General features: G+C 70.6%; 18 protein-coding genes. 7 read left to right on the forward strand and 11 right to left on the reverse strand.

Translation table 11 applies throughout. The annotated features are described in order from the left end of the window. Positions 1–97: 97 nt before the first annotated feature. Together G6O69_RS09290 and G6O69_RS09295 are read left to right on the forward strand one after the other, a co-directional pair. Entirely contained in the window at positions 98–1,120 is a 1,023-nt protein-coding gene (locus G6O69_RS09290; protein WP_172301234.1) for a hypothetical protein, read from the forward strand. A 15-nt stretch (positions 1,121–1,135) separates the two neighbouring features. Then, the gene (locus G6O69_RS09295) at positions 1,136–1,486 is read left to right on the forward strand and encodes a hypothetical protein (protein WP_172303162.1); all 351 of its coding nucleotides are present in this window, start codon (positions 1,136–1,138) and stop codon (positions 1,484–1,486) included. 51 nt (positions 1,487–1,537) lie between these two features. Here the strand turns inward: G6O69_RS09295 and G6O69_RS09300 are convergent, their stop codons facing one another. Together G6O69_RS09300 and G6O69_RS09305 are read right to left on the reverse strand one after the other, a co-directional pair. Then, on the reverse strand, positions 1,538–2,413 hold the full coding sequence (locus G6O69_RS09300) for a fumarylacetoacetate hydrolase family protein (protein WP_172303163.1): 876 nt from the start codon (positions 2,411–2,413) through the stop codon (positions 1,538–1,540). Positions 2,414–2,532: 119 nt separating this feature from the next. Then, a complete protein-coding gene (locus tag G6O69_RS09305) occupies positions 2,533–2,832 on the reverse strand; it encodes a rhodanese-like domain-containing protein (protein WP_172303164.1) in 300 nt (99 codons plus the stop codon). A 220-nt stretch (positions 2,833–3,052) separates the two neighbouring features. On the opposite strand from G6O69_RS09305, the gene G6O69_RS09310 reads away from it, so the two are divergent. Beyond that, positions 3,053–4,624, forward strand: a complete 1,572-nt coding sequence (locus G6O69_RS09310; RefSeq protein WP_172303165.1) for a VWA domain-containing protein — start codon at positions 3,053–3,055, stop codon at positions 4,622–4,624. Positions 4,625–4,701: 77 nt separating this feature from the next. Here G6O69_RS09310 and G6O69_RS42035 read toward each other — a convergent pair whose 3' ends face one another. From G6O69_RS42035 to G6O69_RS09330, 4 genes are all read right to left on the reverse strand, one after another. Continuing rightward, entirely contained in the window at positions 4,702–7,218 is a 2,517-nt protein-coding gene (locus G6O69_RS42035; protein WP_172303166.1) for a tetratricopeptide repeat protein, read from the reverse strand. A 239-nt stretch (positions 7,219–7,457) separates the two neighbouring features. After that, positions 7,458–8,108, reverse strand: a complete 651-nt coding sequence (locus G6O69_RS09320; RefSeq protein ID WP_172303167.1) for a hypothetical protein — start codon at positions 8,106–8,108, stop codon at positions 7,458–7,460. Positions 8,109–8,230: 122 nt separating this feature from the next. Continuing rightward, a complete protein-coding gene (locus G6O69_RS09325; RefSeq protein ID WP_172303168.1) occupies positions 8,231–9,202 on the reverse strand; it encodes a MerR family transcriptional regulator in 972 nt (323 codons plus the stop codon). Then, positions 9,199–10,356, reverse strand: a complete 1,158-nt coding sequence (locus tag G6O69_RS09330; RefSeq protein ID WP_172303169.1) for a fatty acid desaturase — start codon at positions 10,354–10,356, stop codon at positions 9,199–9,201. The genes G6O69_RS09325 and G6O69_RS09330 overlap by 4 nt, the downstream gene beginning before the upstream one ends. Positions 10,357–10,507: 151 nt before the next feature. On the opposite strand from G6O69_RS09330, the gene G6O69_RS09335 reads away from it, so the two are divergent. Together G6O69_RS09335 and G6O69_RS09340 are read left to right on the forward strand one after the other, a co-directional pair. Continuing rightward, complete coding sequence (locus tag G6O69_RS09335; RefSeq protein WP_172303170.1) at positions 10,508–11,416, forward strand: Hsp33 family molecular chaperone HslO; 909 nt, start codon at positions 10,508–10,510, stop codon at positions 11,414–11,416. After that, a complete protein-coding gene (locus G6O69_RS09340; protein WP_176396732.1) occupies positions 11,413–12,348 on the forward strand; it encodes an RluA family pseudouridine synthase in 936 nt (311 codons plus the stop codon). The genes G6O69_RS09335 and G6O69_RS09340 overlap by 4 nt, the downstream gene beginning before the upstream one ends. Before the next feature lie 44 nt (positions 12,349–12,392). Here G6O69_RS09340 and G6O69_RS09345 read toward each other — a convergent pair whose 3' ends face one another. The 5 genes from G6O69_RS09345 to G6O69_RS09365 form a co-directional block, all read right to left on the reverse strand. Further along, the gene (locus G6O69_RS09345) at positions 12,393–13,985 is read right to left on the reverse strand and encodes a UDP-N-acetylmuramoyl-L-alanyl-D-glutamate--2,6-diaminopimelate ligase (protein WP_172303172.1); all 1,593 of its coding nucleotides are present in this window, start codon (positions 13,983–13,985) and stop codon (positions 12,393–12,395) included. Beyond that, positions 13,985–15,199: a leucine-rich repeat domain-containing protein gene (locus G6O69_RS09350; RefSeq protein ID WP_172303173.1), complete on the reverse strand. Its 1,215-nt coding sequence runs from the start codon at positions 15,197–15,199 to the stop codon at positions 13,985–13,987. The genes G6O69_RS09345 and G6O69_RS09350 overlap by 1 nt, the downstream gene beginning before the upstream one ends. After that, positions 15,196–16,662 carry an FAD-binding oxidoreductase gene (locus G6O69_RS09355; RefSeq protein ID WP_172303174.1) on the reverse strand — a complete coding sequence of 489 codons (1,467 nt, stop codon included), beginning with the start codon at positions 16,660–16,662 and terminating at the stop codon, positions 15,196–15,198. The genes G6O69_RS09350 and G6O69_RS09355 overlap by 4 nt, the downstream gene beginning before the upstream one ends. 16 nt (positions 16,663–16,678) lie before the next feature. Beyond that, entirely contained in the window at positions 16,679–16,828 is a 150-nt protein-coding gene (locus G6O69_RS09360) for a hypothetical protein (protein ID WP_172303175.1), read from the reverse strand. 256 nt (positions 16,829–17,084) lie between these two features. Beyond that, positions 17,085–17,375, reverse strand: a complete 291-nt coding sequence (locus G6O69_RS09365; RefSeq protein WP_176396733.1) for a hypothetical protein — start codon at positions 17,373–17,375, stop codon at positions 17,085–17,087. A gap of 119 nt (positions 17,376–17,494) precedes the next feature. On the opposite strand from G6O69_RS09365, the gene G6O69_RS09370 reads away from it, so the two are divergent. Further along, on the forward strand, positions 17,495–18,316 hold the full coding sequence (locus G6O69_RS09370) for a TatD family hydrolase (protein WP_172303177.1): 822 nt from the start codon (positions 17,495–17,497) through the stop codon (positions 18,314–18,316). Between the two features lie 55 nt (positions 18,317–18,371). Continuing rightward, positions 18,372–20,126: a hypothetical protein gene (locus G6O69_RS09375; RefSeq protein WP_217909799.1), complete on the forward strand. Its 1,755-nt coding sequence runs from the start codon at positions 18,372–18,374 to the stop codon at positions 20,124–20,126. Positions 20,127–20,464: the final 338 nt, after the last annotated feature.

Below are 20,464 nucleotides of genomic sequence, written 5' to 3' on the forward strand. Positions count from 1 at the left end.
GCCGAGGCCAAAAGCCACAGCAACCTTTGCATTCATGATCGCTCGAAGTGTCCTGAAATGATTTGACCTCACTGTGGACCGCCGCTAGCTTTCGCCCATGACCAACTCACGTAGAGCGCTGGGCGCCTGTCTGGCCGTCACGCTGATCACGATCCCCTGCACCGCCAGCGCGGGCACCTCGACGCCGCGCTTCGACGCGCCCGCTCTCGCGCTGAGAGGCCAAGAGCCCGCGCAGCAGCAGCCGACGCAGCAAGGCTGGGACGCGCAGCAGCAGCCGCCGCAGCCGCAGCAACCCCAGCAACCCCAACAGCAGCAGGGCTGGCAGCAGCAGCCCCAGCAGCAGCCTCAGCAACAACCCCAACAGCAGGGCTGGCAGCCTCAGCAGCAGCCACAACCCCAACAGCAGGGCTGGCAACCTCAACCCCAGCAGCAGCCCGTCGAGCCGCCCAGGCCCCAGGTCGACCAGCCCCCCCCCGAGGGCCTCGACCTCCCCAGCGCGCAGCCGATCGTGGCTGGCAACAACCCCAAGGCGCGGGTCGCCGGCGGGATCTTGCTGGGCGCGGGGCTGACCTTCGCCGTGATCGGCGGCGTGACCTTCGCGGGCAAGGCCGGGCAGACCGACATCGGTAGCCAGGGCCTGGTCACCTTCGACGCCGTCAACTACTCGCTCCAACCCCGCATCCCCCGGGTGGTCATGGGCACGACCTTCGCCGTCTCGGGCGCGGTCTTGGCCGGCATCGGCGGCTCGATGTTCGCCCGCGAGGCCGGCGTGGCCAACGATCTGATGGCCACGCACAAGCGCCAGCGTCAGCAGCGGGCCGCGGGCGCGGTCCTCTTGGGCAGCGGCGCCGCGACTTTCCTCGGTGGCCTGCTCCTGGTGCTCTATGGCGCCGGCGAGTGGAGCAGCATCCCCGCGAAGCTCTCCGAGTTTCGCCCCGAGTACGAGCAGTCCGCCCACAACACCGCGGCTTTCGCAGGCTGGGGCTCGGGGCTGCTCAGCGTCGGCGCGGGGGCGACCGCGGCCGGCCTCGGCCTGCTCACCGGCAACGCCAAGTCGATGCGCGCGGGCGTGAGCGCAGACCGCTCGGGCGCAGGCATCTCCATCTCTGGCCAATTTTGATCGGGAGGAATGACGATGTCTCGCACCATCACCACTTCATTGCTCCTCCTCTCGGCGCTGGTCCTCGGCTGCGGCCTCGACCCAAACGCGCCCGTCGACGATGACGACGGCTCCTCCAACGCCAGCGGCGGAGCCGGGGAGGGCTCCGATCCCGTCTCCGCCTGCGAGGAGCTCGAGGACACCCTCGCCGCCTGCGTCTCCTCGCTCGAGGGGACCTTGAACTGCTCGTACTACGCGGACACGGTCTGCGATCTCGAGGACTACTTCGAGTGCATCAACGGCGCCTACGGCTCCTGTTCGGACGGCTACTTCCCGAACGTCGACGCCGCCGCCCTCCAGGACTGCGCGCTGCTGGCTTCGTGCTGAGCCAACGATGAGATGAACACGGGCAGCTCGCCGACAACGGCGAGCTGCCGCTCAGACCACCGGCGTGACCACGGGGGCCAGGTGAAAGTCCTCGCGGCCACCGAGCGCCACGCGGGTGACCTTGCCCGGCTCGAGCGCCGAGACGCCGGCGGGCGTGCCCGTGAAGATCATGTCTCCGGGCTCGAGGGTCATGCACGCGCTGAGGTGCTCGATGAGCGTGGGGATCGAGAAGATCATCTGCGCCACGCTCCCCGCCTGCACGCGCTCGTCGTCCAGGAAGCCGTGGACCTCGAGGTCCGCGGGCAAGACCCAGCCCGGCGGGACCAGGCGCGCGAAGGCGGACACGGGGCCGAAGCCGTCGAAGCCCTTGGCCCGGGTCCACAGCTTGTCCGCGCGCTGGAGGTCGCGGCAGGACACGTCGTTGCCCATGAGGTAGCCGGCGACGTGCGCCCAGGCGTCCTCGGCCCGCACGCTGCGCGCCCGCGCCCCGATCACCAAAACCAGCTCGGCCTCCATGTCGACGCGCTCGTAGCCCCGGGGTAGGGCCAGCGGCTGGCCCGAGGCGAGCAGGCACGAGGGCGGCTTGAAGAAGCTGATCGGCGTGCTCGGGACCTCGTTGCCGAGCTCCGCCGCGTGGGCGGCATAGTTGCGGCCGATGGCGATGATTTTGGTCGGGGCCAGGGGCGCGAGCAGCTCGCGGCCGAGCGCGACAAGAGTCTCGGGCTCGCCGAGGGGCTCGGCCGCCAGCGCGGCCGCCCACGGCGAGGCTCCCGGGGCACCCCAGCGCGCGGCCTCGAAGGGGTCGGTCACCGCACGCCAGCGCTGGTCCGGCCCGGGGACCTCGCCCGCGGTGGTGCAGCGCAGACAGGTGGGTCGCTCCCCCGGCCGCGCGGGCGCGAGCCGAGCCAGCCACAGCGCCTCAGCCACGCGCGCACCTCATGCCGGGCATGTCATCCATGTCGCGCTCACGCTCACACTCGTACTCGCTCATCGGCATCGGGGTCCAGAGGCGGGCATGGCGTCGTGCGGGAAAGATTCACAGGCTCTCAGTAGTCGTCGATGCTCCCGAGGTTGGTGATCTCGGTGAAGCCGTGCTTCATCAGGGTCTGCTTGGCCGTGGCGGCGCGCCCACCTCGGCGACAGAACACCACGATCGGCTTTTGCTTGTCTCCACCTTGGCGCTCGAGGACCTCGGCGACACGCTGGCCAACCTGGTCATGGGGGATCAGCACCGAGCCGTCGAGGTGGCGCTCGTCGTACTCGGCCTGGGTGCGCACATCGAGCAAGAGCACCCCTTCCTGGACGAGGCGGTGGGCGAGCTGGCGGTCTCCGTCGGGCAGTGGCATGGCCCAAAGTTAGTCCCCGTTCGCCCCGCGCGCCAGCGGCTCCGGAGCCCGCGAGGGCGGGTGCGTCACTCGAGCGCGCGCGGGCTCGCTTCCCCCCGCGCTCACCATCCTCTAGTGATCGAAACGTGGGCTTGGGGATACTTCCTCGGACGAAGCCTCGTCGGCCGACATCGCTCGGCATCGCTCGGCGCTCCCAACCCTTATCGAGAAAGACTTGAACATGCGACGATCCCCCCTTTCCCTGAAAACACTCGCCCTCGCCACTCTCCCCCTGGCCTTCGCCACGACCGCCTGCGGCGAGGACTCCGCTGGCTATGAAGACCTCGCCGGCGACGACGAGGCCGCCGACGAAAGCGGCTACGGCGACGATCTCGGCGAGACCGGCGGTGACGAGGGCGACGCCGAGGAGTCCGAGGAGTCCGAAGAAGAAGAGACCGAGACCGAGACCGACACCGGCGACCCGGTCTGCGACGACCAAAACGACGTCGTGCTCTATCTGTCGCCCGACGACAGCAACTCCATGTCCTCTCCGGTCCAGGTCCGCGAGCGCGTGCTCGCGGACGGCCAAAACTCCCTCTACGGCATCCCGATCCGCCCGTGGGAGTTCATGAACTACTACGATTTCGAATACCCCGCGGCGGAGGACGGCACGCTCGCGCTGCACACGGCGCTGCGCGCCGTCGAGGTCGAAGACGGCGAGGAGGCGCGCTACCAGCTGCAGATCGCGGTCAGCTCCGAGGAGATGACCCCCGAGGAGCGCCCACCCATGAACGTGACCTTGGTGCTCGACACCTCGGGCTCGATGTCCGGCGAGCCGATCGAGCTGCTGCGCGAGAGCTGCCGGGCGATCGCCGCGAGCTTGCGCGCGGGCGACAAGGTCTCGGTGGTCGAGTGGGACACGGAGAACACCTGGAAGCTCGCCGGCTACGAGGTCGAGGGCCCCAACGACGAGACCCTGCTCGACGTGATCGCGTCGACCGAGGCCGGCGGCGGCACCAACCTCTACGGCGGGCTGAGCTCGGGCTACGAGCTCGCGCAGATGGTCTTCGACGTCGACGCTCTCAACCGCCTGGTGCTGATCTCCGACGGTGGCGCCAACGCGGGCATCACCGACATCGAGCTGATCGCCCAAAACGCCGAATACGGCGGGTCCGACGGCATCTACCTGGTCGGCGCCGGGGTCGATCTCTCGGGCTCCTACAACGACACGCTCATGGACGACGTGACCGACGCGGGCAAGGGCGCCTCGGTGTTCATCACCGACGACGCCGAGGCCTGGAAGGTGTTCAACACCGACTTCGTCAACACCATGGGCCTGGCCGCGCGCAACGTGCAGGTCGAGCTGACCATGCCCCCCGGCTTCGAGATCGTGAAGTTCAGCGGCGAGGAGTTCAGCGCCGACCCCAAGGAGGTCGAGCCCCAGCACCTCGCGCCCAACGACGCCATGGTCTTCTATCAGCAGGTCGAGACCTGCGCCCCCGAGCTCGTCGACGCCGACGCGGCGATCGACGTGCGCGTGACCTGGGAGGACATCGAGACCTTCGAGACCATGGAGGTCTCAAGCAGCTACACCTTCGGCCAGCTGCTCGACGGCGACGCCACCTTGCTGCTCAAGGGCGCGGCGATCCTCGCCTACACCGACGCGCTCAAGCTGATCAAGGCGGGCGGCGTGGCCTCGGCCGATCCGACCATCGACGCGGCCTTCGACGCGATCGCGGCCGCCCAAGCGGCGCTGCCCGGGGACGCGGACCTCGAGGAGATGGACACGATCCTCAGCGCGCTGACGCTCTGAGCGTCGTCTGAGCCATCTCGCCTGAAGCCATTCGCAAGCCCCCGCCGGTCTCGCCGGTCGGGGGCTCTTCTTTCGCCTCACAGCCCCGAGAGGTTCTTCTTGTAGTCGCTCTCCCGCGGGGTCCCCTCGCCGAGCTCGAGGGCCTTCTCGAAGGAGGCCTTGGCGTCGGCCTTGCGACCAAAGCGGAGGTAGAGCTGACCGAGGATGTCGTGGGCCCTGGGGTTATTGGGGTCGAGCTCGACGGCCTTCTCGGCGCTGGCCTTGGCGTCGGAGCCCCGGTTGGTGCGCAGCTCGGCGTTGGCCCGCAGGACCCAGGCGTCGCTGTGCGTGGGCGCCAGCGCGGTGATCTCGCGGCCGATGGACGCCGCGGGCTTGGGCTTGGCGTCGCGGCCGAGGTGGTAGATGGCCTCGTCGGCGGCCCACAGCAGGATCGGGATCGGCACCCCGGTCTCCTCGCTGAGCCGCGACCAGCCGGTCTTGGCGTGGGAGCCCGCGACCCGGCGCTTGCCGCCGCGGGACATGATCTGCGCCCACTCGAGGAAGATCCGCCCGGTCTCGTTCCGGGGCAGGGCGCCGATGCCCGCGCGCACGGCCACCAGGGCGGCGTCGCGGTCACGCTTGTCCATGAGCGCGCGGATCTGAAACACCCGCGCGTCGATGTCGGTCTCGTCGGTGGCGAGGATGCCCTGGAAGAGCGCGAGGGCCTCGTCGGGCTTCTCGCGAGCGAGCAGCGCCCGGCCGCGGACCAGGTCGAGGTCGCGCTTGGGGGCGTGGCGCTCCTCGGCGAGCTCGATCCAGCGGTCGAGGTCCTCGTCGAGGGTCGAGACCTCGCGCTCTTCGAAGCGCCGCAGGGCGATGGTCGCCAGGCTCAGGGGGACCTGGTAGCCGACGCCCGGGCGGTCGAGGAGCGCCTCGAGCTTCTCGGAGGCTTCGACCTGGCGGCCGATCTCGGCGAGGTAGAGGGCGTGACGCTCGGCGTAGCGCGGGAGCTTGGGGTTGGCGGCGACGGCCTTGGCCAGCAGGTCGACGACCTCGGTGACCAGCTGGGGATCGTCGGCGCGCTTGCGTTCGGTGATCTCCGCGAGCTGGAGGTAAGCCTCGGCCGGCATGCGCTCGCGCTGCACCGCCCACTTGAAGGCGCGGCGAGCCTCCTTGAGCGCGGTCGCGTCGGGCTCGTCACGACGGACGCGCTGGCCGTCCTCGTCGCCGGGCTTGGTCCACGCGACGGCGAGGTTGGCCTCGCCGAGGCCGGTCCACGCCCGCGGCGCGAAGGGCTCTTCTTCGGCGAGGGCCTCGAGCTTGCGCTGGGCGGCCTCGGGATCCCCGACCTGAGCCTCGACGCGGGCGCGGGCGACCTCGACGTCGATGCGCCCGGGGAGCAGCTTGTCGGCGCGCTCGAGCCACGGCTGCGCCTCGGCCCAGCGGTTTTGCTCGACCAGGGCCAGGCCCTGGAGCAGCGCGACCTGGGGGTGCTCCTGGGGCAGCTTGGCCAGATCCTCGAGGGCGCCCATGACGTCGCCCTCGACGAGCTTGACCCAGGCCTCGTAGATGTCCGACTCGGGCGCGCGCAGGCCGGCCTCGTCGATCCACCGCCGCGCTCGCTCGCCGTCGCCGGCCTCCATGGCCATCTCGAGGGCGAGGGTGCGCGAGAGCTTGTCCCAGCCGGGCAGCGCACCCCAGGCGTCGTCGACGGCCTTCATGCCGATCTCGATCTCGCCGTCTTGGATGCGCACGACCCCGCGGGCCAAGGTCGCGTGGGCGCGGTCGCGGGTCGCGAGCTCGAAGGCGTCGCCCTCGAGCAGCTGATCCGCCACGTCGGCGACGCCGGGGAGCTTCTGACGCAGCAGCGCGTTGTAGAGCGCCTCGTCGGCGGCCAGGCCGAGGTGGGCCCGGCTCTGCTCGCGGGCGCGGCCGAGCTCCTCGAGGGCCGCGCTGCCGTCACCGGCGTGCATGTAGAGCGTGGCCAGCAGGCGGCGGATCGAGATCGAGGGGTCGTCCTCGACCGTCGCCGCGAGCTCGTCGATGGCGGCGTCGAGGTCCGCCTCGGGGTCGGCGATCGCCAGCATGCCGCCGACCCAGACCTCGTGGTTCGGGGCGATGCTGTGGCTGTCGTCCATGGCCTCGATGGTCGTCAGCCGGTCCCTCGCCGCGGACAAGTTTCCATCGTCGAGGTCGACGATCACCTGGGCGAGCTCGCCGTCGTGGGTCGCCGCGTCGGGGTCGCCGGTCACGGCGTCGACGGCGGCGTGGGCGGCCTCGCTGCCCTCACCGAACTCGGCGAGCAGCTGCGCCCGGGTCAGCGCCCGCGCACCGAGCAGCAGGGCGTCGCCCTCGTGCTCTTCGAGGCATAGGTCCAAGCCCTGCCCCACGGCGCTGAGGTCGGCCGAGGTCCCGAGGGTGAAGCCGTCGCGCGCGTCGTCGAGGCAGCGATCTCGGTCGCGGCGATCCGCGAGCAGCTTGAGGGCGACCGCGACGAGGAGCAGCGCCACGAAGAGCGCGACGATCAGCGCGACGCGGCGAAAGAGCTTGCGGCGCTGCTGAGCGTGGATGTCCCCGATGAGATCCAGGGGCTGGGTTTTTTGCGTGTCGACCACGGGCTCCTAGGTCGCTCGGTCCTTGGGCTGACGCATCGCGGGCTTGAATCCTAACGGTTGTGAGCCCGGCTTGCACCGGGGAGTCGACACGGGGCGAAATGGTACAGGAGAGCAGGCTGTACGCCTGATCGGCGACTTTGCGCCTCCCGCGAGGCCGAGCCCGTGAGCGAGCATTCATGACCTCCACGCTCGGGTCACGCAGCGGTCACCCGGCTCGGACCTCGGCCGGCGAAAGCGGCTCAGTTGAGGCTCGCAGGGCGGCGCTGCGAAGGCATGCTGTGCAGGTCGTCCAGGGAGTAGATGCCGTCTTCCCGGGGCCCCTGCTCGTCGCTCTTACGTTGCTCACGCTCACGCTTGCGCTTCTCGGCGGGCTCGAGGCCGATGGCGTTCTGGTCACGATAGGCCTCGAGGCCCGGCAGCCAGGGGTGCGCGTCGCCCTCTTGGACCTCGGCGAAGATCGACAGCGGCCGACCGCTGCTGCGGCGCTCGTCGACGAGCACCCAGCGGCCCCCGTGCCACTGCCACAGGTGCTCCACGGTGGTGCTGCGCACGACCAGATCCCGCTTGGTGTGCCAGTCGATCTCCGCCTGAGAGGCCGCCACGCCGCCTTGCTTGTCGATCTCGAGCCGGGTCATGCGGTAGTCGATGACCACCAGCTCGTCCTCGACGGCCTGGTGCGACTCGATGAAGGCGTCGGCCGAGGCCCGCGGCAGGTGCTCGGCCGCGCGGTCCCAGTCGCCCCAGCGCAGCGAGCGATTGTAGGCCCTGGTGGTGTCGTAGAGCTTCTCGGTCATGCCGTCGCCGGTGGCGCAGCCCTGCCCGGCGAGGCCCGAGGCGAGCATGAAAGAAGCGAGCAGAGCGCGGCGGAGCCCGACGAAAAAGCGCGGCATGGGGCCGAGGCTAGGCCGAGGCCCGCGGATCTGAAATTTTCACGCGAACTCGCCAGGCCCCGCCGGGAGGTCCCCCTCTGGGAGGTCCCCCTCTGGGAGGGACCCGCCAGGAGGGACCCCGCTCAGCCCCGCCGACGCCGGCGCTTCTTGTCGATCCGCGCGGCGGAGCCCGTCTCGACCATGTGACGCAGCACCTGCTCCATCTCACGGGCGAAGAGCAAGCGCACGGCCTCGAGCCCGAGGCTGCGCAGCTCGAGGAAGGCGGCCGTCACACCGGCGACGCTCTTGCCCTGGCCGAAGCCCGAGCCGGCGTGCTCGACGAAGTACTCGGCGAGCTCGCTCGCGGCCTTGCCGAGGTGGCGGGCGAGGATGGCCTGGGCCCCGGCGGCGATCTCGAGAGAGACCCCGGCGTCCTCGAGGGCGAGGGCGATCTGCAACATGCTGGGGCTGGGCAGCAGGTAGGCGTCGTCGCCCCGGGCCTCGACCAGACCCTGGCGCCCGAGCTCGGCCAGGAAGCCGGGCCGGCGCTCCCCGAGGCGCTCGCCCAGGGCGGCGCGGTCGAGGACCTGGGGGGTGTCGTCGACCCAGGCCGAGGACAGCTGCTCCTCGAGGCCGAGCCACTCCTGGAGGGCGAGCTCCCCGGTGTCGAGCTGCTCGACCAGGGTCCGGATCGCCCGCATGCGCAGGCCACGATCCTGGAGCTGGCCGATCAGCCGCAGGCGCTCGACGTGCTCGGGGCCGTAGTAGGCCACGCGCCCGCGCTTTTCTGGCTTCGGCAGCACGCTGCTGGACTGGTAAAAGCGGATGGTCCGGCTGGGCACCCCGGTGTGCGCGGCGAGCTCGTCGATGGTGTACGAGGGCGCCTCTTCTTCTTCGGGCCCAGCCTCGACCTGATCGCTTCCCTCGTCGGGCTCGGACTCGGGCTCGGACTCGGGCTCGGGCGTCCCGCCGGTGGCGGCCACAGCGGGCGCGCTCGCCTCGGCCTCACGCTTTCGCGCGCGCCGGGAGCTCCGCTTCTTGGGCTTGCTGTCGCGTTCTTTGCGGGCGCGGGCCATGGGAAAGAGCCGGACCCAGGGGAGAGCGGCGGCGGTCATGACTTGGCTCCTGCCAGCTCTTCGGGCTGCACGAAGCTCAAGCGGGCGACCTGCGCGAGGGCCATGGCCAGGGTCCGCGGCCAGCTCGCGCAGCGGTAGTCTACACCATGCTCGCGGGCGGCCGCGCGGACCGCCGGGGCGATCTCTCGCAGGCGCTCGGGCGCGAGGGTGGGAAAGAGGTGGTGCTCGATCTGCAAGTCGAGACCCCCGCAGAGCACCGAGAGCGGACGCGGGACCGAGAAGTTGTTGCTCGCCTCGACCTGCATGGCGTAGCGCTCCCCCTTGCTCCGTGGCCGCGTGCCCTCTGCGTAGTGCGCCGTGTCCTCACCCACGTGACCGCAAAAGATCGTGGCCGCCGAGTAGAGGTCGCGCAGCAGCTCCGAGGCGAGGCTGCCGGCCGCGGCTCGAGCGAAGATCCACGGGGCCAGGAGCGGCCCGTAGACCAGCGCGCCCATGCCCGCCGCCAGGGCCGGGAGCAGCAGCAGCTCCTTGCCGTAGTAGGGCAGGTACTTGCGCAAGGTCCGGCCCGCGGCCAGGCGCGCGGCCGACCAGGTCCGCGGCACGCGTCCGTGGATGAAGTCCGTGGCCCCGGTGAAGTGCAGGTTCATCAGGGCGCCGAAGGCCGGGAAGAGCACGAAGAGCGTGAAGGGCAGCTGGAAGTAGTGCCGCGGCCGGTGGGGCGCGTCGGTGGTCAGCCGCACCGGCCCGAACTCGATGTCGGGGTCCACGTCGGCGACGTTGGTCAGGCCGTGGTGCTTGCCGTTGTGGCCGCGGATCCAAGACGCCTCGTCGATGGGGATCTGCCAGCGAAAGCGCCGGCTGTGGAAGCGGCCCGCGCCCTCGAGTTGGTTGTAGGCGCCGTGCAGCGCCGTGTGGCCGATCTCCGTGGCCTGGAGCTGCTTGTGCACCCACAAGCTCAGGACCCCGGCACCGAAGGCCACCGGTCCGGGGCCGACGGCGATCAGGGCGCGCCCGACGACCTCGCAGGCCCGCGAAAAGCGGTCCAGGCGGCGGACGCGGACGAGGTCCTCCTCGCCGACTCGGGCCTTGGCCTGGTCGCGGATCTGGTCGATGGCCTGGCCAAAAGAGCGAAACCGCTCGGCATCGCTGGACCAGCGCGGAGTCGATTTATGCTCATAAATATTTGAATTCACTGTGCTTTCAGCAAACATGTGACCTCTTCAGTGGATCGATGATCCAACTGAACCACCAGTAACCGTTACAGTAGACGCTGTCAAAATTAAATTCTCGCGGCGCCTTCCGGGCCCTCGTGTCTTTTGGGGCCGACCAGTACCCTCCCCCGCCATGGACGCCCTCCTGCGCGCCATCAACCAGCCCGAGACCATGCGGGTGGTCGCGGCCACCACCACCCTCAGCGTGCGCGAGGCCTGCCGTCGCCAGGCGGCCCGGGGTGTCGAGGCTCTGGCCATCGGCCGCGCGATGACGGCCGGTGCCCTGCTCGCGACCTTGGCGAAGGCCAAAGACGAGCGCGTGCGCCTCCAGGTCCACGGCGGTGGACCCATCGGTCAGCTGATCATCGACGGCCACGGCGACGGGCGGGTCCGGGCCTGCCTCTCGTCACGCCTGCCCGAGGGCAGCCCGGCGGCGGTCCTGCGCGACACGGCCGACGGCTCTCGCCCGTCCACGGCGCTGGCCGTGGGCGCCCGCGGCTACCTGGTGATCACCCGCGACCTCGGCCTGGCCCGGCCCTATCAGGGCAGCGTCGAGCTGGTCAGCGGCGAGGTCGACGAGGACATCGAGCACTACCTCGCGCACAGCGAGCAGCTGCCCTCGGTGCTGCGCACGGAGGTCGTGCTCGGCCAGGACCTCGAGGTCCTGCGCGCCGCCGGGGTCCTGGTCCAGGCTTTCCCCGGCGCCGACCCGGCTCTGCTCGCGCCGGTCCGCGAGCGCCTGGTCGCCGGCCTGCGCCAGCTCGTCACCGCCCACGACCGCGAGCCCAGCGAGCTGGTCGGCCTGGCCCTGGGCGGCGAGCCGCACCGTGACATGCTCCAGCACCCGGTCCGCTTCGACTGCCCCTGCGGCCCCGAGCGCGCCCTGAGCGTGCTCTCGACCCTCGGCGCCGCGGACCTCGAGCAGCTCGCCGACGAGCAGGAGCAGACCGAGGTGCGCTGCAATTTTTGTGGCGACGTGACCACGGTCGAGGCCCCGCGCCTGCGCGAGCTGGCCGCCGAGCTGCGCCGGGTACAATCGTGAGCGCCGTGTCTGCTCAGGCCGCCGCCTTCAAGCGCTTTCGGATCATCCCCCAAGAAGAGGGCATGACCTTGCGCAACGTGCTGCTCCGGCGCATGCGCAAGCTCGACCGCGAGCGCGCGACCAAGCTCGTGCTCGCCGGCGGCGTGTACATCAACCGCCTGCGCGTGCGCCTGCCCCAGGTCCGCGTCGCCCCCGGGGAGCGGATCACCGTCTACCCCGAGGCCCTCGACGCCGAGCCCCTCGACCCCCAGTCCCTGAGCTTCGTGCTGCGCAGCGAGGACTTCGTGATCCTCGACAAGCCCCCGGGCGTCCCGGTCACGCCGCGGCGCGAGACCGCCGTGGGCTGCCTGAGCGAGGCGCTGATCCACCGCCTCGAGGCCGAGGGCGTGACCCGACCCTACGTGGGCGTGGTCCACCGCCTCGACCGCGGCGCGTCGGGGCTGGTGCTGTTCACGATCCGCGACATCGCCAACAAGTCGCTGCACAAGCAGTTCGTCGAGCACAGCGTGCGCCGACGCTACCGCGTGCGCGTGCGCGGCCAGGCCCCCGAGGCGATCACCTGCGACGCCGCCCTGGTCGAGCGCAAGTCCGGGGTCGCGATCGCCGACGCCGGCGACCCCAACGCCCAGTCCGCGCGCACCCACTTTCGTCGCCTCGCCCGCTTCGAGGACGTGGGCGAAGACCTGCTCGAGGCCGAGCTCGAGACCGGGCGCACCCACCAGATCCGCGCCCACGCGGCGCACCTGGGCTTCCCCGTGGTCGGGGATCACCGCTACGGCCCCAGCCCCGAGACCAGCGCCGAAGCCGGCCGAGGCGAGCGAGAGATCGAGCCGCTGCGCCTGCACGCCTACCGCCTCGACTTCGAGCACCCCCTCTCCGGCGAAGCAGTCTCCGCCGAGTCCGCCCTCCCGGACTGGGCCACGACGCCCTGAGCCCACTCGCCGATGAGGTGAGCGTTTGGGGCGCGAAAGCCCCTTCAACCCAGCAGCGCCGCTTTGGCGTGCTCGCGGTCGTCGAAGTGGATCTTGGTGTCACCGAGGATCTGATAGTCCTCGTGGCCCTTGCCGGCGATCAGCACGACATCGTCGGGGCCGGCCTCGGCGATCGCCAAGGCGATGGCCGCGGCGCGGTCGAGCTCGCGGACGAGGGTCGCGCCCGAGGGGTCCGCCCCGGCGACCATCTGATCCACGATCGCCTCCGGGTCCTCGCTGCGCGGGTTGTCGGAGGTCGCGATGAAGCGGTCGGCGCCCTCGCTCGCGCTTCGCCCCATGAGCGGTCGCTTGCTCGGGTCGCGGTCGCCCCCGCAGCCGAGCACGACGATCAGCGCGCCGCGGGTGACCGGGCGCAGAGCCTCGAGCGAGCGCGCCACGGCGTCGGGCGTGTGGGCATAGTCCACGTAGACCGCAGGCCCGGGGCGGCCGTCGCCGGCGAGCACGCGCTCGAGGCGGCCCGGGGCGCCGGTCGCCTCGGCCAGGGCCGCGCCCGCGAGCTCGAGCTCGATGTCCAGGCCGAGCGCGAGGCCCAGGCTCACCAGCAAGTTGTCGAGGTTGAAGGCGCCGACCAAGGGCGAGCGCAGCTCGAGCTCGCCCGCGGGAGTCAGCACCCGCGCCGCCAGGCCGGCCTTGGGCCCGGGCTCGCGGCGGGCGAGCACGCGCAGCTCGCTGGCGCCGTCGTCTTCCCGGGCGCAGGTCCAGCGCCGCGCGACCCCGGCCTCGGCCGCGGCCGCCAAGAACGCCCGCGTCGCCTCGCCCTGGCTGCTCGGCGCCACGGCCACGCCCTGCGGATCCGCGTGCTCGCTCGCCAGCAGACACTTGGCCGCCAGGTAGGCCGCCATGCTCGGGTGATAGTCGAGGTGGTCTTGGCTGAAGCTGGTCAGCCCCACGGCGCGGTAGCGAAGCGGGCGGACGCGGCCCTGCGCGAGGGCGTGCGAGGACACCTCCATGACCCCCTCGCTCGCGCCGGCCGCCCGCGCGCGGGCGAGCAGCGCCTGGAGCTCCACGGGGAAGGGCGTGGTGAAGCCCGCCCGATCTTCGTGGTCGACGAGCCAGTTGCCCGTGGTCCCCAGCCGCAGGTGGGGGCGCCCCGCCGCGCGCAGGATGGCCGCGAGCAGGTGGGCCACGGTGGTCTTGCCGTTGGTCCCGGTGACGCCGGCGAGGCGCATGTGCTCCCCGGGGCGGCCGTGCCAGGTCGCGGCCAGCTCGGGCAGCGCGGCCGCCACGTCGTCGAGCTCGAGGCGCGGGAGCGCGGCCAGGGTCGGCTCGCGGCGAGCCGCCTCGGCGAAGCGCCCGGCCTCGACGATGCCCAGGCCTGCGCCGGCCGCCGCGACCTGGGCCAAGAAGGCGTGACCGTCGTGGGTCGCTCCGGGCACCGCCACGAAGGCGTCTCCTGCCGCGACCGCGCGCGAGTCGTCGCGCAGCGGACCGAGGACCACGCGGCCCGGCTCGTCGCGCAGCGCGTGGGTCCGGGCGCCCGCGGCCAGGCCCTCGGGCAGCGCCGCGAGCAGCTCGGCCAGGGTCCGCGGGGGCCGGTCGAGCGCCGCCCCCTCGCCGTGGTCGTCGCGCGTCGACATCAGACCCCGAGCAGGTCGATGGGCCGCTCGACCTCGTCGCGGGCCCGGCGGTAGCGCTCCAGGGCCCGGCGCTGGTCCTCGCGCAGCGGGTTATCGCCCACGCTGAGGTGGGTGATCGTGTCGTTGTTGAGCAGGTTCTCGGGCAGCGCGGTGATCTTGTTGCCGTCGAGGCGCAGGCTGGTCAGGCGCGGGAGATCGAAGAGCCACGCGGGGACCTCGGTCAGCGCCCCGCGGGCCAGGTCGACGCGCACGAGCTTGGTCAGCAGCTCGGCCGACTCGGGCAGCGCCGCGAGCGAGCGCGTGTCGGCGACGCTGAGCACCTGCAGGCGGTGGAGCCGACCCAGGGTCGAGGGCAGGGCCTTGAGCCGGCTGCCGTCGAGGTCGAGGCGCTCGAGGTACTCGAGCGCGCCGAGCTGCGGCGGGAGCTCGTAGAGCGGGTTGTCGGTGAGCACCAGCTCGCGCAGGTTCGACAGCGCGCCGATGCTCGGCGGCAAGGTGGCCAGGCGGTTGTCCGAGAGGTCGAGCTTGCGCAGGCGAGTGAGCGCCGACCAGGACTTGGGCAGCTGCTCGAGGGCGCAGCGGCGCAGGGTCAAGGTGCGCAGCTCGGCCAGCTGGAGCAGCGCCGGCGGGAGGTTGGACATGCGCCAGCCGAGGATCGCCAGATCCTCGAGGTGGGTCAGGCCCGGGAGCATGGCCGGGAGCTCGTTGACCGCCGACTGCTTGCTGGCCGAGGCCTCGATCACCAGCATGCGCAAGTTGGGCAGGGCGAGCAGGCCGATCGGCACCTGGTCCAGACGAGCGACCCGCAGGTAGAGCGCCTCGAGACGGTCGAGCTCGCTGAGCGCCATGGGGGCCGTGCCCACGCTCGAGACCTCGATCTCGAGCTCTCGCAGCCGACGTAGCTGGGCGATCACCGGGGGGAAGGTGCCCGAGCTGCGCAGCACCAGGCGACGCAGGGTATCGAGCTCCCCGAGGCTCTCGGGGATCTCCTCGACGTTGCCCTGGAGCTCGAGGGTCTTGAGCCCGCGCATGCGCCCGATCCAGGGCGGCAGCTCGAGCACGCCGTCTTCGCAGGTCACCCGCAGCGACTGGAGCTCGGTCAGCGCGACGAGCTCGGTCGGCAAGCTCTCGCTGTAGCCCAGCGCCAAGCTGAGCTCGCGGCATGGTTCCTCCGAGGCCAGCGCGGCCTGGAGATCGTCGAAGGCGGCGATCATGAGCGGGGTGGGAAGAGCTTACCGGGGTTGAGGACGCCGGTGGGATCGAAGACCTGCTTGATCGCGCGCATGATCTCGACCTCGCGCGCGCTCCGGGTGTGGCCCAGGTAGTCACGCTTGAGCAGGCCGATGCCGTGCTCGGCAGAGACGCTGCCGCGGTGGTCCCGAACGAGGCCGTAGAGCGTGGGGTCGAAGCTGTGACAGCGTGCCAGGAAGTCCTCGAGGGCCATGCCCTCGGGGCACAGCAAGTTGAGATGGAGGTTGCCGTCCCCGACGTGGCCGAAGCACAGCGCGGGGATCTCGGGGAGGGCCTCGGCGACAGCCGCGCGCCAGCGCCCGACGAAGCGGACGACCTCGCGGACGGGTACGGCGACGTCGGCCTTGTGCGGCGTGTGCGGGTGAAGCGACTCGGAGATGTCCTCGCGCCAGGCCCACAGCTCGCGCGCCTGGGCCTCGCCAGCGGCGAGGGCGGCGTCGAGGACCAGGCCCTCGTCCTGCGCGTCGGCGAGCAGCTCGAGCAGGCGGTCGCGGCTCGTGTCCTCCGCGTCGTCACGTTCGTCGTCGGAGCCCTCGCCCGCGCCGCGCTCGATCTCGATCAGCGCCTGCATCGGCCCGAGCTCGGCGAGCGGCCCGGCCTGGGCCACGCCGCGGTGCGCGATGACGCGATCGATGCAGCCGCGGTCGAAGCACTCGAAGGCCGAGAGCGTCAGCGGGGCCGCGCGCAGCCGCGAGAACAGCTCGAGCAGGGCCTCGTCGTCGCGCAGCGAACACAGCGCGACCTCGTGGCCCGGGGCCGGCTGGGCGAGCTTCAAGGTCAGCTCGACGATCACCCCGAGCGTGCCCTCGGAGCCGATGAAGAGCTGGCGAAGATCGTAGCCGGTGTTGTTCTTGATCAGCTCGCCGCCGAGGCTCAGGCGCTCGCCGCTGGCGAGCACGACCTCGAGGCCCGAGACCCAGTCGCGGGTCAGCCCGTGGCGGATGACCTTGACCCCGCCGGCGTTGGTCGCCACGGAGCCCGCGATGTGGGCCGAGCCCTTGGCCGCGAAGTCCACGGGGTACTCGAGACCCACGCCGGCCGCGGCCTGCTGTACGGCCTCGACCGTGGCGCCCGCCTGGCAGCGCAGCAGCCGGCTGGTCGCGTCGACCTCGAGGATCGCGTCGAGGCGCTCGAGCGAGAGCACCAGCTCCTTGCCCGTCGCCGTCGCGGCCCCGGTCAGCCCCGTGCGTCCCCCCGAGGGGACAATCGCCACGCCTCGCGCGGCACACAGCTCGACGATCGCCTGGACCTGCTCGACCGTGCGCGGCAGGGCGATCACCCCGGGGGCGACAGGCCAACCCCCCTTGCAGCGGTCGGCCCCGTAGTAGGCGAGGTCTTCGGGCTGCGAGCGCAGCTGGGCCTCGCCAATGCGCTCGCGCAGCGCCGCGAGGAAGTCTGGGTCGTCGGCCCTTCGGAAGCCGGGCATGCGGGCGAAGCTACCGTCACAAGCGCGCCTTGTCGTCGTGCTCGGCGATTCGATTTTCACGCTGGGCGACCCGGCCGGAATCTACTTCGTGCGCGATTATGACAGTTAGTAAAATTACGTTCAGGTCTAAAAGGGCGAAGAAACCTCGCGAAGCCAGCGGGTTCATACGCGCGGATCTTCACTCGGAGTGACAACAAAGTTTTCCCCCTCATGCTCGGCTTCGATACCCCTCTGAAGTTACGCGCAGGAAACGCCCGATCGTGGTTCAAAGGACACTCGCTTGTCCATGGGTCCAGGACCAAAAATCCCCATGGTTTTCGCGAAGGGGTTCGAAACGAAGAACACGTGCCTCGATCCTTCGAGGCACGTGTTCTTGTCGCGGTTCCGTCCGTGGTCGCGCGACGGTTACTGTTCGCTTTTATTCAGACGGACACGGAAGGCTGCGGCTGGCGAGGGCGGAGGAGCTGCCGCACCATGCGAACGACAGACTTCACGACGGGGTGGCCCTTGATGAAGACGACGCCGACGACGTGCTTATCGTCGCCGGAGACGAGGACGGCGTGATCACCCACGAGGACGCGAACCGAGGGCTCGCTAGCGATCTGGCGGAGCTTGACCGCCTCCATCACGATGGGGTTCCAGCGGTCGTCGCCGACCCACTCGGGCTCGCCGCCGCCTTGGGCGGGGTCGGTGTACCAGTCGAGAACGGCCACGATGCCATCGTGGCGGAGGACGCGTTCGATCTTGTTGTTGGCCATGTTTTGGTTCCTGGGTTGGGGACTCAGGACTTGTACAGCGGGTTTTTCACAGCGTCAATCGCGCGAGAGATTCAGTGAAATTGTATTTTTTTGACACACATGCACACATACAGCGGTCCGCGCCGACTGATGAACCTCGGTTCACGGAATTGGTCCAAAATGCCACAGAGGCCGGGTTACGCGCGATTCTAGTGCCCGCGATTTGCGCACAGGACTGGGATCAGCTCGCGGATTTGCCACAGTTTGAAGACCTAAAAGTGCGCATTTCGCTCGGCATACACCCATATTCCGTGTCGAAACTCACCCCAGAGGTGTATTTAAGTCAGCTGGAGGAATTACAGCTTCGCGCAGAAAACGCCCCCTCGCATCTGTGCGCAATTGGGGAGTGCGGCCTGGACTTCCAGAGGGCTGGGCGAGACCCCGACGCGCGCGCGCACCAGGTTCGAGTTTTCCGCGCCCAGCTCGAGCTCGCGCGTCGTCTGGGCATGCCCCTGACCATCCACTGCGTGAAGGCCCACGGGCTCATGCTCGAGCTGCTCCGCGAGCGCCCGACGCCGCCCTCGGTGATGCACGCCTACTCGGGCAGCGCCGAGCTCGGGCGCGCGCTGGTCCAGGCCGGGCACTACCTGTCCTTCGCCGCGAACGTATGCATCCCGGGGGCGCGCAAGGTCGTCGAGGCCGCCCGCGCGACGCCTGCGGAGCGCCTGCTGATCGAGACCGACTCCCCGGACCAGACGCCCCCCGGGCGCGGGGACGTCGACAACGAGCCGGCCTTCATCGTCGACGTCGCCGAGCGCCTCGCGGACCTGCGCGGGGAGCCCCTCGAGGAGCTCGCCGCGCAGACCACCGCCAACGCCTGTCGGCTCTTCGGCGTCGACCTCGACGCGCCGAACTAGCGAGCGACGCGGCTGGGTTGCGCCTCGCCTCGCGAGGGCGTTTAAACGCCCTCCCGTGCTGAGCTCGAGCGCACGAGGCGGGCTTCGGCTCGCCGCCTTGACCACCGCCTTCGCCCTGGCCACCGTGGGCTGCCGCTGCGGCGTCGAGGGTGGCGCGATGATCTCCGAGGGGCGCGAGGCGGCCGTCGAGGCCGCCCGCCGCGAGGCCCCGGTCTCTCCCTACGGCGAGCCCAAGCAGGTCGTGGTCCGCAAGCTGGTGATCGCCGACGCCTCGCAGCTCGACGATCCGGACCTGGATCTCTCGGCGGTCGAGGAGCTCGACCTCGCCATGTCCGAGATCGACGGGCAAGAGCGCCCTTTGCCCCTCCCGCTGCCGGAGCCGGATCCCGAGCCCGGCGCAGACACGAGCGCGGGCGCGCCTGCTCCGGTCGGCCCCTCTGCGCAGTCGGATCAGGGCGAGCAGCCCGAGCAGGCCCCGGGCCCGGTCCTTCACCCGCGCTGCGAGGGCCTCGACCTCCACGACGTGGCCGCCCGCGCCCCCAAGCTGCGCTCGCTGCGGATCAGCGGCTGCCAGGCGGCGCTCCACGCCGGGCTCTCGGCCTTCGGCGAGCGCCTCGAGGCCCTCGAGCTCGTCGACGTCGAGCTCGACGCGGTGACCGTCGCCCGCCTGTCTCAGCTCCACGGCCTCGACCGCCTGACCTTGACCCGGGTCAGCGCCGAGGCCGACGCGCTCAAGCCCCTGGCCCGCAACATCGCGCCGAGCAGCGTGACCTTGCGCGAGCTCGCCAACGACAGCCCGGTCGCCCAGATCTTCACGATGCTCCGCGGCCTCCAGCACATCCGCATCGAGGGACCGTGGGCCGGGCACAACACGATGATCCTCGTCGGCAAGGCCCGCGAGCTCGAGACCCTGGCGGTCCTCGACACGGGCATCGGCAACTTCTCGCTGCACCAGCTCAAGCCCCTCGACAAGCTCCACCGCATCGAGTGGCGCGGCCTGGGCTTCACCGACTACAGCCCGCAGTACATCCACAAGCTGCCCATCGACGAGCTCGTCTGCCACTGCCCGCGCTTTGGCGACCGCGGCCTGCACCTGCTGCGCCTGCTCCCGGCCCTGCGCGTGCTCGAGCTGCCGCGCTCGGACATCAGCTCGGCGGGGCTGGCCGAGCTCGTCGAGCTCCAGGCCCTCGAGGCGCTGACGATCCGCTACCGCGACCTCGACGGCCAGGCGTTCACCGCCTTCGCCAGCTTGCCGCGGCTGCGCCGGCTGATCCTCGGCCCGGGGCGCCTGGAGGATCCGCAGGCGCCGGGGCTGGATCTGCTCGTGGGCCTGCGCGAGCTCGAGCTCGACCTCGAGGGCTTCGACGACCGCTCGGCGCGGCAGCTGGCGACCTTGACCAAGCTCGAGCGGCTGCTGCTGGGGGGGACGTCGATCTCCGATGAGGGGCTCGAGTCTCTGGCGGAGCTCCGCAACTTGCGGGTGCTCGAGCTTCACCACACGCGGGTGACCAAGCAGGGGCTCTCGCATCTGGCAGGGCTGACGCACCTCGAGGTGCTCGAGTTGGACCATACGGACCTCGTCGACGAGGGGGTCGAGCAGCTGTCTGGGCTGAGCAATCTGCGGGATCTTCGGCTGGATCATACGTTGATTACGGACGCGGCCTTGCCTCATTTGTTGGGGTTGAAGAAGCTCGAGCGCTTGAATTTGGCGGGGACCGTGGTGACGGTGGAGGGGGTTTCGGTGCTGGAGGGGTTGCCGGAATTGGAGGCGGTCAATTTGGAGGGGACTCGGGCTTTGGGGGAGCGCTGAGAGCGTCCTCACCGAGGGTTTGAGTGCTCTTTTTCGAGAGTCTTCTCTGCGATGAGCCGCGTACGGGTTTGAGTATTCTTTCTCGAGGGTCTTCCCTGCGATGAGCCGCGTACGGGTTCGAGTGTTCTTTCTCGAGGGTCTTCCCTCACGGCAGAGCGCGCACGGGCCAGCGGGGGACCCTCTGCGCTCAGACAGCTCGCTGACTCCGACCCTCGTTTCTCGTTTGTGCGTCTTCCTTTGTGAGGGCTTTTGCTTCGATTGTGCATTGCGTACGCGAAACTCGCTCAGAGGGTCCCCCGCTGGCCCTTTTGTGCGCTTCTTTCGCGGGAAATTTCTCC

The sequence above is a fragment of the Pseudenhygromyxa sp. WMMC2535 genome (assembly GCF_011083025.2).